16 protein-coding genes and 1 pseudogene are annotated in these 13,656 nt (G+C 49.0%); 6 read left to right on the forward strand and 11 right to left on the reverse strand.

Annotated elements, in window-relative coordinates; all coding sequences use genetic code 11:
* Positions 1-156: 156 nt before the first annotated feature.
* The 8 genes and pseudogenes from OGY08_RS00860 to ffh form a co-directional block, all read right to left on the reverse strand.
* Entirely contained in the window at positions 157-1,146 is a 990-nt protein-coding gene (locus OGY08_RS00860; RefSeq protein WP_032944606.1) for a GTP pyrophosphokinase, read from the reverse strand.
* 54 nt (positions 1,147-1,200) lie between these two features.
* Positions 1,201-1,557, reverse strand: a pseudogene (locus tag OGY08_RS00865) (tyrosine-type recombinase/integrase); the annotation flags it as partial.
* Positions 1,558-1,575: 18 nt separating this feature from the next.
* Positions 1,576-1,752 carry a YdcA family protein gene (locus tag OGY08_RS25270; RefSeq protein WP_459208802.1) on the reverse strand — a complete coding sequence of 59 codons (177 nt, stop codon included), beginning with the start codon at positions 1,750-1,752 and terminating at the stop codon, positions 1,576-1,578.
* A 516-nt stretch (positions 1,753-2,268) separates the two neighbouring features.
* Positions 2,269-2,616 carry a 50S ribosomal protein L19 gene (gene rplS, locus OGY08_RS00870; protein WP_002914145.1) on the reverse strand — a complete coding sequence of 116 codons (348 nt, stop codon included), beginning with the start codon at positions 2,614-2,616 and terminating at the stop codon, positions 2,269-2,271.
* A gap of 39 nt (positions 2,617-2,655) precedes the next feature.
* Positions 2,656-3,423, reverse strand: coding sequence for a tRNA (guanosine(37)-N1)-methyltransferase TrmD (gene trmD, locus OGY08_RS00875; RefSeq protein ID WP_003031232.1), 768 nt, complete (start codon positions 3,421-3,423; stop codon positions 2,656-2,658).
* A gap of 44 nt (positions 3,424-3,467) precedes the next feature.
* Entirely contained in the window at positions 3,468-4,016 is a 549-nt protein-coding gene (rimM, locus tag OGY08_RS00880; protein ID WP_003031230.1) for a ribosome maturation factor RimM, read from the reverse strand.
* An 18-nt stretch (positions 4,017-4,034) separates the two neighbouring features.
* Entirely contained in the window at positions 4,035-4,283 is a 249-nt protein-coding gene (rpsP, locus tag OGY08_RS00885) for a 30S ribosomal protein S16 (RefSeq protein WP_003031228.1), read from the reverse strand.
* A gap of 249 nt (positions 4,284-4,532) precedes the next feature.
* The gene (ffh, locus tag OGY08_RS00890) at positions 4,533-5,894 is read right to left on the reverse strand and encodes a signal recognition particle protein (RefSeq protein WP_003031226.1); all 1,362 of its coding nucleotides are present in this window, start codon (positions 5,892-5,894) and stop codon (positions 4,533-4,535) included.
* A gap of 165 nt (positions 5,895-6,059) precedes the next feature.
* Between ffh and OGY08_RS00895 the strand changes: the two genes are divergently transcribed.
* Positions 6,060-6,851 (forward strand): cytochrome C assembly family protein, encoded by a 792-nt coding sequence (locus tag OGY08_RS00895; RefSeq protein ID WP_003031224.1) that lies wholly within the window; start codon positions 6,060-6,062, stop codon positions 6,849-6,851.
* Positions 6,852-6,869: 18 nt separating this feature from the next.
* Entirely contained in the window at positions 6,870-8,159 is a 1,290-nt protein-coding gene (locus tag OGY08_RS00900) for an HlyC/CorC family transporter (RefSeq protein ID WP_008785520.1), read from the forward strand.
* Positions 8,160-8,208: 49 nt separating this feature from the next.
* Here the strand turns inward: OGY08_RS00900 and grpE are convergent, their stop codons facing one another.
* A complete protein-coding gene (grpE, locus tag OGY08_RS00905; RefSeq protein WP_008785521.1) occupies positions 8,209-8,802 on the reverse strand; it encodes a nucleotide exchange factor GrpE in 594 nt (197 codons plus the stop codon).
* Between the two features lie 122 nt (positions 8,803-8,924).
* Here grpE and nadK point away from each other — a divergent pair, with 122 nt between their 5' ends.
* From nadK to bamE, 3 genes are all read left to right on the forward strand, one after another.
* Positions 8,925-9,803 (forward strand): NAD(+) kinase, encoded by an 879-nt coding sequence (gene nadK, locus OGY08_RS00910; protein ID WP_032944608.1) that lies wholly within the window; start codon positions 8,925-8,927, stop codon positions 9,801-9,803.
* A gap of 85 nt (positions 9,804-9,888) precedes the next feature.
* Positions 9,889-11,550 carry a DNA repair protein RecN gene (gene recN / locus OGY08_RS00915; protein WP_032944610.1) on the forward strand — a complete coding sequence of 554 codons (1,662 nt, stop codon included), beginning with the start codon at positions 9,889-9,891 and terminating at the stop codon, positions 11,548-11,550.
* 149 nt (positions 11,551-11,699) lie between these two features.
* Positions 11,700-12,044: an outer membrane protein assembly factor BamE gene (gene bamE, locus OGY08_RS00920; protein WP_008785524.1), complete on the forward strand. Its 345-nt coding sequence runs from the start codon at positions 11,700-11,702 to the stop codon at positions 12,042-12,044.
* A 50-nt stretch (positions 12,045-12,094) separates the two neighbouring features.
* On the opposite strand, the gene OGY08_RS00925 is transcribed toward bamE, so the two are convergent.
* Both OGY08_RS00925 and ratA read right to left on the reverse strand, forming a co-directional pair.
* Positions 12,095-12,391: an RnfH family protein gene (locus OGY08_RS00925; RefSeq protein WP_008785525.1), complete on the reverse strand. Its 297-nt coding sequence runs from the start codon at positions 12,389-12,391 to the stop codon at positions 12,095-12,097.
* Positions 12,375-12,818, reverse strand: a complete 444-nt coding sequence (gene ratA, locus OGY08_RS00930; RefSeq protein WP_204558409.1) for a type II toxin-antitoxin system RatA family toxin — start codon at positions 12,816-12,818, stop codon at positions 12,375-12,377. Before ratA ends, OGY08_RS00925 begins: the two co-directional genes overlap by 17 nt.
* Positions 12,819-12,972: 154 nt before the next feature.
* Here ratA and smpB point away from each other — a divergent pair, with 154 nt between their 5' ends.
* Positions 12,973-13,455, forward strand: a complete 483-nt coding sequence (smpB, locus tag OGY08_RS00935) for an SsrA-binding protein SmpB (protein ID WP_003031211.1) — start codon at positions 12,973-12,975, stop codon at positions 13,453-13,455.
* Positions 13,456-13,656 lie beyond the last annotated feature (201 nt).

The following is a 13,656-nucleotide window of genomic DNA, read 5'->3' on the forward strand; positions in this document are numbered from 1 at the left end:
TTGCGCGAATCTTAGTTAAGACGCTTTACCTGATTCATTGGTAAACATACATTTTTATTATAATTAGTTTGTTATACCTATCTCTGGTGCAGCCAAATGCGGTCAAAAACATGCTGTGTGGACATTTGATGGACAAATACAGAAAAAATAATTTTACTACGTCTCACTCACCATGGCTCGGTAACGTTCCGTAATTTCAAGAGCCTCAGTGTATGAATCCTCTCCCCAACGCTGATTGAAGTAATCTTCACATGTTAAATCCAGTATCGTTCGGCAAAAACCTACTATCCCCCATAACGGTAGTTCTCCCGGCTCAACAAAATCTGTTTCTTCTAACTCCATAGCGTCTATGAATGGCAAACATTTTTTAATTCTCAATTCGAAATCAGAGACGGTACTATCATATTTTCGAATTTCATTTAATACCTCAGGCAAATGTACTTCATTTAGTTCACGGCCAGGTGAGTACTTCTCTACCAAGGCAACAAGGCTGTCAGAATTTAACATTTCATTAACAAAATTAGCGTTATTTAATTCATCAAACCTCTCCTTATAGTTCAACTTTTCTTTTCTAATAGAATCAAACCTTTCATCTGCAAGTTCAATTAATGCACTAAGTTTGCTTAAATTTCTTTTTATTTCTCTAGGAGCATCATCCTCCTGCTTATAGAGCAATTTATGACTAATTGCTGCCCAAGCATGCATAAGCATCGTCCTAACTTGGATCTCAACCTTAAGACCGCCCAAACCACGATAACTGGGAACACCTAACCACTCATCCTTGACTTTAACTATAAAGTGTCTAGAGGAGTATCCAAATCTATCTACGTCCATTTCCTTCTGCTTGTCAGACTCAGAAATTACATCATATTCTCGTTTTATAACAGCTTCAATGTTATTCAAGTCCGACTCATAATAACAAATCACTCTAACCCCGCATAAATCTTCAATATCATTCACAGGGTTAACGTAAGTTTTCCTTGACACCTTAGATTCTAATGACTCGGTAGTTTTAACGCGTCCATCGATGGAAAATAGGGCAACCCCCTCCTCCTCTAAAATCTTATGAAGAGTGCGTTGAGTTTGATCCATCAATTCATTATATAAAGGAATCTTACGCCTATATTCATCTAAATAATTATTCATCATCTCACCTCTAAATTATAGTTTGGCTATGGGATTATAAATTACTGCCTCTTCCTAATGGCTAGGAACAAAGTGCGCATAACGCATAGTTTCTCGTATGTACAAGTGACCAAATATTCTCTGTAATACAAAGATATTGCCACCATTCATCATAAAGTGGCTTGCAAACGTGTGACGTAAAACATGCATCTTCTGCCCTTCAGCCAACACAATATCGGTCAGTGAGAGCATTTTCTTGAACTCTTGATAGCAAGGATGAAACATTATTCCCTGCAAAGGAGCTAGCTCGTCATACAGCCACCGAGGGATCAGCACCGTGCGATTCTTCTTACCTTTAGTTTTCGTGAAGGTCAGCTTGTGGGGTAAAAGATGTGAACGAATCAGACGTTTGGCTTCACCCCATCTAGTACGCCTCACGAGACGATACTTTTAAGAACACTTTTTCTTAGAGCGACTAATACTACCATCATTACAAACAAATTTTCCGTCAGCGGTGCAATGCGATACTCCACCTTTAGATTTAGAACATGGGTAATTTTTTGCAGATACAGTAGAAGATGAAATTGAGAGCAGTACTATTATTAGAAAAGAAAAGCATACTTTCATTAGTATTATCCTTTAAATAGAGAACATCAAATATTACTCATGATTTTTATTGTTGCTGCCTGACATTCCTCGCACGCTTTAGCACCAGTTAGGTACTAAAATCCTTATCGAGCACTAGCCAGTTACAGAACCAAACCCAGCATAATCACCCAAACAATAATCTTGGTAAATATAGATGCATTGGGTTTCGCAATTACAGACCACATACTATCAAAACAATGTTTACCGTTTGTGATCCGTTTCTAATATGTCGTAAAAACAAGGCGATGCAACCATATCAATATAATTATTTTTATTATAATCACCATCAACATGTAATCAACCGCACTGCATCCACCATTACAACCGTAACAACAATAAACAATGCTTTCTGAACTTCAGTTCCCGCCAAAATATCGGATAATTTATTTATTAACCACACCCCACAATATTTCGACATATTATGGGCAGCATCAATAAAAAAAGGGCCAGCCTTTCGGCCAGCCCTTTTCTAACAGGATGTCGCTTGCGCGAATCTTAGTTAAGACGCTCTTTGATACGAGCAGACTTACCAGTGCGCTCACGCAGGTAGTACAGTTTAGCTTTACGAACAGCACCACGACGTTTAACAGCAATGCTGTCAACTACCGGAGAGTGAGTCTGGAAGACACGCTCAACGCCTTCGCCGTTGGAAATTTTACGAACAGTGAATGCAGAGTGCAGACCGCGGTTACGAATAGCGATAACCACGCCCTCGAATGCCTGCAGACGTTTTTTGGAACCTTCAACAACCCATACTTTCACTTCCACGGTATCACCCGGACGGAAGGAAGGTACGTCCTGCTTCATCTGTTCTTGTTCAAGTTGCTTAATAATGTTGCTCATAATTTAATCTCTTATCCTGGGTAAACTGATATTGGGGGCTTACGCCTGCCCATCATGTTTATGTTGCTGTTGTGCGTGTTCCTTTTTGAACTCCGCCAGCAACCTTGCTTGCTCTTCAGTCAGAGCCAGGTTTTCCAGAAGTTCAGGTCTTCTAAGCCAGGTCCGGCCCAGCGACTGCTTCAAACGCCAGCGACGTATCTCAGCGTGGTTCCCCGACAGTAACACCGCCGGTACTTCCATCTGCTCTAACACTTCAGGTCGGGTATAGTGCGGGCAATCCAGCAACCCATCAGCAAACGAATCTTCGATTGCCGAAGCCTCATGACCCAGAACTCCCGGAATAAACCGGGACACGGAGTCGATCAGCGTCATTGCCGGTAACTCACCACCGCTGAGTACGTAATCGCCGATTGACCATTCTTCGTCAATTTCGGTTTGAATCACGCGCTCATCTATTCCTTCATAGCGACCACATACCAGAATCAGCTTTTGATTCGTGGCCAGTTCGCTGACGCCCGCTTGATCAAGCTTGCGTCCCTGAGGTGACAGATAAATCACCTTTGCGCCTTCACCAGCCGCAGCTTTTGCTGCATGAATGGCGTCCCGTAAAGGTTGCACCATCATTAACATCCCCGGTCCGCCGCCGTAAGGACGATCGTCCACGGTACGGTGCCGGTCATGAGTAAAGTCACGAGGACTCCAACTCTGGATGTTCAGCAGGCCATTTTTTACTGCCCGGCCAGTTACCCCGTAATCGGTAATTGCGCGGAACATTTCTGGAAACAGGCTAACGATACCTATAAACACAAGCCAATCCCCATAACGCCGACTTTTACCGTTTATCCGGTGGTTTAAAAACCAGGATCCCAATCTACTTCGATAGTACGAGTAGCGAGATCGACTTTCTTGATAACCTGCCCATCGAGGAACGGCACAAGACGTTCCTTGATACCAAACGCATCTTTCAGGTTTGCCTTGATGACGATGACGTCATTCGAACCGGTTTCCATCATATCGACGACTTTACCGAGATCGTAGCCTTCAGTAGTCACTACCTGGCAGCCCATAAGGTCTTTCCAGTAGTAGGAACCATCTTCCAGCGCTGGCAACTGCGAGGAATCCACGACAATTTCGCAATTAGTCAGTAGATTCGCCGAATCACGATCGTCAACGCCTTTCAGCTTGATGATCAGATCCTGATTGTGGTGCTTCCAGCTTTCCAGCTGTACTTGCTGCCACTGACCCGCCTTCTGGATAAACCAGGGCTGATAGTCAAAAATGCTTTCGGCGTCTTCAGTGGAAGAAAACACTCTGAGCCAACCACGGATACCGTAAGAAGACCCCATTTTCCCCAAAACGATGGGTTCCACAGGAGCCTGTGCGGCGAGTTGCTTGCTCATCATGACCACCGTGACAGATTAAGCTGCTTTGTTTGCTGCTTTGATCAGCGTAGCTACGCGATCAGAAATAGTCGCGCCCTGGCCAACCCAGTGAGCGATGCGATCCAGATCCAGGCGAGTGCCTTCTTCTTTTTCGCTAGCGATTGGGTTAAAGAAGCCAACGCGCTCGATGAAGCGACCGTTGCGTGCATTACGGCTGTCGGTAACAACAACCTGGTAGAACGGACGCTTTTTAGCGCCGTGACGAGCTAAACGAATAGTAACCATAACATCCTCTTGTGTGAATAAAACACCCAGGCCCCATCGAGGAACGGAGCCCGGGTGTCATATTAAAAGCCCGAAAATTTTACTGATTTCTGGGGAAAATGCAATCAGCAGTTGATAACTCTGCTATAAAAGGCCGTTGGCGGTGCCGTCAGTTCGGTGCCGGCGTGCGCGCAGCCACCGGAGCGTACACGCAGTACGTGAGGATGGCGAGCACACCCCGGTGCCGAAATGGCAAACAAGCCAAGCCGATTAGCGGCCTGGGAATCCTGGGGGCATCATCCCCTTCATACCACGCATCATCTTCGCCATTCCGCCCTTCTTCATTTTCTTCATCATGCGCTGCATGTCGTCGAACTGTTTCAGAAGGCGGTTTACGTCCTGTACCTGCATACCGCAACCGGCAGCGATACGGCGTTTACGGGAACCTTTGATAATTTCCGGCTTAGCGCGTTCTTTCATCGTCATCGAGTTGATGATGGCTTCCATACGCACCAGCACTTTATCGTCCATCTGCGATTTCACATTGTCAGGGATCTGACCCATGCCCGGCAGCTTGCCCATCAGGCTTGCCATACCGCCCATGTTTTTCATCTGGTTAAGCTGTTCAAGGAAATCGTTGAGATCGAAGCCATCGCCTTTTTTCAGCTTGCTGGCTAATTTTTCTGCCTGTGCGCGGTCAACCTTGCTTTCGATATCTTCGATCAGCGACAGCACGTCGCCCATGCCGAGAATGCGCGAAGCAATCCTGTCCGGATGGAACGGCTCCAGTGCTTCGGTTTTCTCGCCGACGCCGAGGAATTTAATCGGCTTACCGGTAATATGACGAATAGAGAGCGCCGCACCGCCACGGGCATCACCATCAACTTTTGTCAGCACTACGCCGGTTAACGGCAGCGCTTCGTTAAAGGCTTTTGCGGTATTCGCGGCATCCTGACCGGTCATGGCGTCGACCACAAACAGCGTTTCTACCGGCTTGATAGAAGCGTGGACCTGTTTGATTTCGTCCATCATCGCTTCGTCAACGTGCAGACGACCGGCGGTATCCACCAGCAGCACGTCGTAGAATTTGAGTTTGGCTTCTTTCAGCGCGGCGTTAACGATATCGACCGGCTTCTGGCCGACATCCGACGGGAAGAAGTCGACACCGACCTGCTCGGCCAGCGTTTCCAGCTGTTTGATCGCCGCCGGGCGATAAACGTCCGCAGAGACCACCAGCACTTTCTTCTTGTGCTTCTCGCGCAGGAATTTACCCAACTTACCGACGCTGGTCGTTTTACCCGCACCCTGCAGGCCTGCCATCAGCACCACGGCTGGCGGCTGTGCAGCCAGATTCAGGGTCTGGTTTTCTTCGCCCATTGCCGCAACCAGTTCGTTACGGACAATCTTGACGAACTCCTGACCCGGCGTCAGGCTTTTGTTAACTTCATGACCAACCGCTTTCTCTTTTACGCGATTGATAAACTCACGCACTACCGGCAGCGCTACGTCAGCCTCCAGCAGCGCCATGCGCACTTCGCGCAGCGTCTCTTTAACGTTGTCTTCAGTAAGGCGTCCACGGCCACTGATATTGCGCAGCGTGCGCGACAAACGATCGGTTAAATTATCAAACATTGTCTCTCGCCTGGGGTGGAAACGGTCGGTCGCGACAGCGACACATCAACAGAAATTTGTCGCAGTATAACATGAAGCCGCCTTTGTTGTTATGCAACGGTTGGAGCAGCGGTCACGTAACGCTATACTGCTTTTCTTTATCACTGGCCAACTGTCGACACCTATATGCCCGTTTTTGCTCTGCTCGCCCTTGTCGCCTACTCAGTCAGCCTCGCGCTGATTATTCCCGCTCTGCTGCAAAAAAACAGCGGCTGGCGGCGTATGGCTATTCTCTCTGCGGTCGTTGCGCTGGTAAGCCATGCTATCGCCCTGGAAGCGCGTATCCTACCCGGCGGTGAAAGCGGACAAAACCTGAGTCTGTTGAACGTCGGCTCGCTGGTAAGCCTGATGATCTGTACGGTAATGACCATCGTCGCGTCCCGCAATCGTGGCTGGCTATTGCTGCCCATTGTCTACGCCTTTGCGCTGATAAACCTGGCCTTCGCCACGTTTATGCCTAACGAGTTCATCACCCATCTCGAAGCTACGCCAGGCATGATGATTCACATCGGGCTATCACTGTTCGCTTACGCCACGCTGATTATCGCCGCGCTCTACGCGCTACAGTTGGCATGGATCGATTACCAACTGAAAAACAAAAAACTGGCCTTCAGCAATGAGATGCCGCCACTGATGAGTATTGAGCGGAAGATGTTTCATATCACCCAAATTGGCGTGGTTCTGCTGACGCTCACCCTGTGCACTGGCCTGTTTTACATGCATAACCTGTTCAGTACCGAGAACATTGATAAAGCCGTTCTCTCTATCGTGGCATGGTTTGTCTATATCGTTCTGTTGTGGGGGCATTACCATGAAGGTTGGCGCGGACGTCGCGTCGTATGGTTTAACGTCGCAGGCGCTGGCATTCTGACGCTGGCCTATTTCGGCAGCCGTATCCTGCAGCAGTTCGTGAGTTAAATCTTTAAGGAACCCTACGTGGAACACATCTCCACCACCACGCTCATTATCACGCTCCTCATCATGGTGGTCATTTCCGCCTATTTTTCCGGTTCTGAAACCGGAATGATGACCCTGAATCGCTACCGCCTACGCCATCGGGCCAAACAGGGAAATCGCCAGGCAAAACGGGTTGAAAAGTTACTTCGCAAGCCGGATCGCCTGATAAGCCTGGTGCTCATCGGTAATAATCTGGTGAATATTCTGGCCTCCGCACTCGGCACCATTGTCGGTATGCGCCTGTATGGCGATGCTGGCGTCGCCATTGCCACCGGGGTACTGACGTTTGTGGTGCTGGTTTTTGCCGAAGTGCTGCCAAAGACGATTGCCGCGCTATATCCGGAAAAAGTTGCCTATCCGAGCAGCGTCCTGCTGGCTCCGCTGCAGATTCTGATGATGCCGTTAGTATGGCTACTCAACACCATTACGCGGCTTCTGATGCGCATGATGGGCATCAAAACGGATATCGTAGTGAGCGGTTCGCTGAGTAAAGATGAACTGCGAACGCTGGTGAATGAATCGCGCTCGCAAATCTCACGCCGTAACCAGGATATGCTGTTGTCAGTGCTGGACCTGGAAAAAGTCAGCGTCGATGACATCATGATCCCGCGTAATGAAATCATCGGCATTGATATTAACGATGACTGGAAATCAATCGTGCGTCAGCTTTCGCACTCCCCGCACGGTCGTATTGTGCTGTATCGCGACTCGCTCGACGATGCCATCAGTATGCTGCGCGTACGTGAAGCCTGGCGATTGATGGCCGAGAAAAAAGAGTTCACCAAAGAGACCATGTTACGCGCCGCCGACGAAATTTATTACGTTCCGGAAGGCACACCACTCAGCACCCAGCTCATTAAATTTCAGCGCAATAAGAAGAAAGTGGGCCTGGTCGTTAATGAATATGGCGATATTCAAGGACTGGTTACGGTCGAGGATATTCTGGAAGAGATTGTTGGTGACTTCACGACCTCAATGTCACCCACGCTTGCCGAAGAAGTCACGCCGCAGAATGACGGTTCGGTGATCATTGACGGTAGCGCCAACGTTCGTGAAATCAATAAGGCGTTTAACTGGCACCTGCCGGAAGATGACGCACGTACCGTGAACGGTATTATTCTTGAAGCGCTGGAAGAGATCCCGGTTGCCGGCACACGTGTGCGTATTGGGCAGTACGATATCGATATTCTCGACGTGCAGGATAATATGATTAAACAGGTGCAGGTGTTGCCCGTTAAACCGCTGCGGGAAAGCGTATCGGACCAGTGAGAGTAATCCAGACCGGGTAGCGCATCAGCATTACCCGGTCTGAGGCTAATTAGCCTTTGGCTTTCGCCACAGAGACCATCGCCGCACGGATGGTACGTCCGTTCAGGGTATAGCCTTTCTGCATAACCATCAGCACATTACCGGCAGCAACGTCGTCAGACTCTACCATTGCAATCGCCTGGTGCACGTTCGGGTCCATCGGCACGTCGATATCTGCAACCACCTGTACGCCAAACTTCGCCACGACATCCAGCATTGACTTACGGGTCAGCTCAATACCTTCGACCATAGCCGCCATAGCGTCATTGCCTTTGTCCGCAACTTCCAGCGCACGGTCCAGGCTATCCAGCACCGGCAGCAGTTCGTTGACGAATTTTTCCAGTGCAAACTTATGCGCTTTTTCTACGTCCAGTTCGGTACGACGACGCAGGTTTTCCATTTCCGCTTTGATACGCAACACGCTGTCGCGTTCGCGCGTTTCGGCTTCAGCAAGCTGAGCTTCCAGATTCGCAATTTTTTCATCGCGCGGATCCACCTGCTCAGCAGAAGCGTCTGGTTCAACCGCCTCAACTTCTTCGTGCTGATCCATGATAATTTCTTCCGGGGCTTGCCCCTCAGGCGTTTTCTGTTCTTTACTACTCATGAATTTCTCCGCGTTTTTTTCGCATTCATCTCGCTAACTTGGCTTATTATGGGGATCAGATTCAGGGATTCAAGGGAAGTACTCACATTGTCACTAATCTTCGTTACAAGGACCTCGAGAAAATGAACAAACATTTCAAGTGTATTGGCATTGTGGGGCATCCACGTCACCCCACTGCACTGACCACACATGAAATGCTCTACCGTTGGCTGTGCGCCAAAGGTTATGAGGTTATCGTTGAGCAACAAATCGCCCACGAGCTGCAGCTGAAAAATGTGAAAACCGGTACGCTCGCAGAGATTGGCCAGCAGGCAGACCTCGCCGTGGTAGTCGGCGGCGACGGCAATATGCTGGGCGCCGCACGCACCCTGGCACGTTATGACATCAAGGTTATTGGCATTAACCGCGGTAATCTTGGTTTTCTGACCGACCTTGACCCAGACAATGCTCAACAACAGTTAGCTGACGTGCTGGAAGGCCACTACATCAGCGAAAAGCGCTTTTTACTTGAAGCCCAGGTGTGCCAACAGGATTGCCAAAAGCGTATTAGCACTGCGATCAATGAAGTTGTGTTGCACCCCGGAAAAGTGGCGCACATGATTGAATTTGAAGTCTATATCGATGAAATTTTTGCCTTCTCCCAGCGTTCGGACGGCTTGATTATTTCCACACCGACCGGCTCTACCGCCTATTCGCTCTCTGCCGGAGGTCCGATCCTGACGCCTTCGCTGGATGCTATTACGCTGGTCCCGATGTTCCCGCATACACTTTCCGCACGACCGCTGGTGATCAACAGTAGCAGCACCATTCGCCTGCGCTTCTCTCATCGCCGTAACGATCTGGAAATCAGTTGCGACAGCCAGATCGCCCTGCCTATACAGGAAGGTGAAGACGTATTAATTCGCCGCTGTGATTATCATCTGAACCTGATACACCCAAAAGATTACAGCTATTTCAACACATTAAGCACTAAACTAGGCTGGTCAAAAAAATTATTCTAATTTAACGCCAACCTCTTTACTGTATAAAAAACCAGTTTATACTGTATGTAATTACAGTTATGGTTTTTCATACAGGAAAACAGCTATGTTGGCACAACTGACCATCAGCAATTTTGCTATCGTTCGTGAACTTGAGATCGATTTCCAGAACGGAATGACCGTTATTACCGGTGAAACTGGTGCGGGTAAGTCCATTGCCATTGATGCTCTCGGTTTGTGCCTGGGCGGACGCGCAGACGCCGACATGGTACGTGCAGGCGCCACGCGAGCCGACCTCTGCGCGCGATTCGCCTTAAAAGACACCCCCGCGGCTCTGCGCTGGCTGGAAGAAAACCAGCTTGAGGAAGGCCGTGAATGTTTGCTGCGTCGTGTTATCAGCAGCGATGGACGTTCACGCGGCTTCATTAACGGCACTGCCGTACCGTTGTCACAGCTGCGCGAGCTGGGCCAGTTGCTTATTCAAATCCACGGTCAGCATGCGCATCAGCTCCTGACAAAATCAGAACACCAAAAGTCTCTGCTGGATGGTTACGCCAATGAAGCGTCCCTGACTCAAGAAATGGCTGCGCGCTACCAGCTGTGGCACCAAAGCTGCCGTGACCTGGCGCATCATCAACAACAGAGTCAGGAGCGTGCAGCCCGGGCGGAACTGTTGCAATACCAGTTAAAAGAACTGAACGAATTCAACCCGCAGCCGGGTGAATTTGAGCAAATTGATGAAGAGTACAAGCGTCTGGCTAACAGCGGGCAATTGCTCACCACCAGCCAACAGGCGCTGGCTATCCTGGCGGATGGCGAAGACATCAACCTGCAAAGCCAGCTGTACACTGCAAAGCAGCTGGTCACTGAACTGGCAGGCATGGACGGCAGACTTTCCGGTATCCTGGATATGCTGGAAGAGGCCACGATCCAACTCAGCGAAGCCAGCGACGAGCTGCGCCACTATTGCGATCGTCTGGATTTGGACCCTAACCGTTTGTTCGAACTTGAACAGCGTATTTCCAAACAAATCTCATTGGCCCGCAAGCATCATGTTGCCCCTGAAGCGCTGCCACAGTTCTATCAGTCATTGCTGGATGAACAACAGCAGTTAGACGATCAGGCCGACTCGCTCGAAACCTTAACCCTGGCGGTGAACAATCACCACCAGCAGGCTCTGGAAACGGCAAAAATGCTGCACAAACAGCGCCAGCATTATGCTCAGGAGCTGGGACAACTGATTACAGAGAGCATGCATACTCTCTCAATGCCGCACGGTGTCTTTTGCATTGATGTAAAATTTGAGGAACATCATCTGAGCGCAGACGGTGCCGATCGCGTAGAGTTTAAAGTGACCACTAACCCAGGCCAGCCGTTGCAGCCGATTGCGAAAGTCGCTTCCGGTGGGGAACTGTCGCGCATTGCACTGGCTATTCAGGTTATTACCGCACGCAAAATGGAAACACCGGCGCTGATTTTCGATGAAGTGGATGTCGGTATCAGCGGCCCGACTGCTGCGGTAGTGGGAAAAATGCTGCGTCAGTTGGGCGAGTCAACTCAGGTAATGTGCGTTACTCACTTGCCGCAGGTTGCTGGCTGTGGTCATCAACACTTCTACGTCAGCAAAGAAACGGATGGCGCGATGACCGAAACACACATGCAGCCGCTTGATAAACGCGCTCGCCTGCAGGAATTAGCCCGCCTGCTTGGCGGTAGCGAAGTGACGCGCAATACCCTCGCAAATGCAAAAGAACTGCTGGCGGCATAAACTTTTTTACCTTGTTAAGGTCTGAGTTCAACATAAAATCGCCGACCGACCCGACAGCAAAAGGTTTTAAAGTGGTGAAAGGTCTATTATCATCGGCATATTACATATGAGCCGCGTACTGCTCGGGCCCGAAAAGGAATCAAATCACTATGCGCTGTAAAACGCTGACTGCTGCTGCAGCAGTACTACTGATGTTGACTGCAGGCTGTTCCACTCTGGAGCGAGTGGTTTACCGCCCTGACATCAACCAGGGAAATTATCTGACACCTACCGATGTCGCCAAAGTGCGCACGGGTATGACGCAACAGCAGGTTGCTTATGCTCTGGGTACACCAATGATGTCCGATCCTTTTGGCACTAACACCTGGTTTTATGTGTTCCGTCAGCAACCTGGTCATGAAGGCGTAACCCAGCAAACACTGACGCTGACCTTTAACAGCAGCGGCATTTTGACGAACATTGATAACAAACCTGCTTTGACCGACAACAAGTAGGATTAACAGATCAAAAAAAGGTGCTCAATGAGCACCTTTTTTATTGTCTGCTATTTTTTAGCAGATTTCTCTGCTCGCTGTCTGCGCAGCTCTTTCGGATCGGCAATCAGTGGCCGGTAAATTTCCACCCTATCACCGTCCTGGAGAACATCAGCAAGCTTTACCGGACGGCTGTAAATGCCCACTTTATTTTTGCTGAGATCGATATCGGTACGTAATTCCAGCAGCCCGGAAGCGCGGATAGCCTCTTCCACCGTAGCGCCCTGTTGCAGCGTCACACGCTGTAGATACTGTTTCTCGGGTAGCGCATACGCCACTTCAACAACAATTTTAGCTGACGCTGACACTGTAAACCTCTTTCGCGCGGACCGTGAAGGCCTGCACCATGTTCGAAGCCAGCTCTTTAAAGATACGACCAAATGCCAGCTCGATTAACTTATTGGTAAACTCAAAATCGAGATGAAATTCAATGCGGCACGCTTCATGACTCAGTGGCGTAAACTTCCATCCGCCAATGAGTTTCTTGAACGGTCCGTCGACCAGATGCATCAGGATGCTCTGGTTACTGGTCAATTGATTGCGCGTGGTGAACGTTTTGCTAATCCCTGCTTTCGAGACATCCACCGCTGCGGTCATCTGTTCCGGAGTCGACTCCAGCACACGGCTACCGGTGCATCCCGGTAAAAACTGGGGATAGGATTTAACATCATTCACTAGCTGATACATCTGTTCCGCACTGTAAGGTACTAAAGCGGTCCGGCTAATCTGAGGCATAACAATTTCCATCAATATCAATCACACAAATAATACCATTTATCCCCCGCTAAAAAAAACGCTATAGCCTAACTCGTGCTAAGATAGCGCCTTGCGCCCCGCTGGATGAAATGGGGTGTTTTTCGATTCCAGATTACCTATACTGAGCGGCATTATGACGAAGAAAAAAGCACACAAACCTGGCTCAGCCACAATCGCGCTTAACAAGCGCGCACGACACGAATACTTTATTGAAGAAGAGTTCGAAGCAGGACTCGCTCTGCAAGGCTGGGAAGTCAAATCCCTGCGCGCGGGTAAAGCTAACATCGGCGACAGCTACGTCATCCTTAAAGACGGCGAAGCGTTCCTGTTTGGCGCCAACTTCACGCCGATGGCTGTTGCCTCAACGCATGTGGTATGTGATCCCACCCGTACCCGTAAGCTGTTGTTAAACCAACGTGAGCTCGACTCCCTGTATGGTCGAATGAATCGTGACGGTTATACCGTTGTTGCGCTTTCACTGTACTGGAAAAATGCCTGGTGCAAAGTGAAAATTGGCGTCGCGAAAGGTAAGAAACAGCACGACAAGCGCTCCGATGTGAAAGAACGCGAATGGCAGTTAGATAAAGCGCGTATTATGAAAAATGCTGGTCGCTAAACGCTATTCTCCTGTGACCAGTCTCTCATCCTGAGACTGGTTCTTATTTTTTAGTTATTGAAACCCACTCAATACATTCATCAGGTTTATGGTTTATTTGTGCTGAATCGTTCAGGTATGAAATAAACTCCCCTGGCATCACCGTAGCGCCCCATAGTCTAATAAAATAAAACTTCAAGACCATGTCACCTATATTCAAAC

The sequence above is a fragment of the Citrobacter sp. Cpo069 genome (assembly GCF_030332785.1).
In the GTDB taxonomy this organism is placed as follows: Bacteria; Pseudomonadota; Gammaproteobacteria; order Enterobacterales; family Enterobacteriaceae; genus Citrobacter; species Citrobacter portucalensis.

Coding starts and splice junctions, on each gene's coding strand:
- rimM (WP_003031230.1), bottom strand. CDS start 4,016: ATGAGCAAGCAACTCGCCGCACAGGCTCCTGTGGAACCCATCGTTTTG.
- OGY08_RS00860 (WP_032944606.1), bottom strand. CDS start 1,146: ATGAATAATTATTTAGATGAATATAGGCGTAAGATTCCTTTATATAAT.
- smpB (WP_003031211.1), top strand. CDS start 12,973: ATGACGAAGAAAAAAGCACACAAACCTGGCTCAGCCACAATCGCGCTT.
- rpsP (WP_003031228.1), bottom strand. CDS start 4,283: ATGGTTACTATTCGTTTAGCTCGTCACGGCGCTAAAAAGCGTCCGTTC.
- ratA (WP_204558409.1), bottom strand. CDS start 12,818: ATGCCTCAGATTAGCCGGACCGCTTTAGTACCTTACAGTGCGGAACAG.
- bamE (WP_008785524.1), top strand. CDS start 11,700: ATGCGCTGTAAAACGCTGACTGCTGCTGCAGCAGTACTACTGATGTTG.
- recN (WP_032944610.1), top strand. CDS start 9,889: ATGTTGGCACAACTGACCATCAGCAATTTTGCTATCGTTCGTGAACTT.
- OGY08_RS25270 (WP_459208802.1), bottom strand. CDS start 1,752: ATGAAAGTATGCTTTTCTTTTCTAATAATAGTACTGCTCTCAATTTCA.
- nadK (WP_032944608.1), top strand. CDS start 8,925: ATGAACAAACATTTCAAGTGTATTGGCATTGTGGGGCATCCACGTCAC.
- grpE (WP_008785521.1), bottom strand. CDS start 8,802: ATGAGTAGTAAAGAACAGAAAACGCCTGAGGGGCAAGCCCCGGAAGAA.
- ffh (WP_003031226.1), bottom strand. CDS start 5,894: ATGTTTGATAATTTAACCGATCGTTTGTCGCGCACGCTGCGCAATATC.
- OGY08_RS00895 (WP_003031224.1), top strand. CDS start 6,060: ATGCCCGTTTTTGCTCTGCTCGCCCTTGTCGCCTACTCAGTCAGCCTC.
- rplS (WP_002914145.1), bottom strand. CDS start 2,616: ATGAGCAACATTATTAAGCAACTTGAACAAGAACAGATGAAGCAGGAC.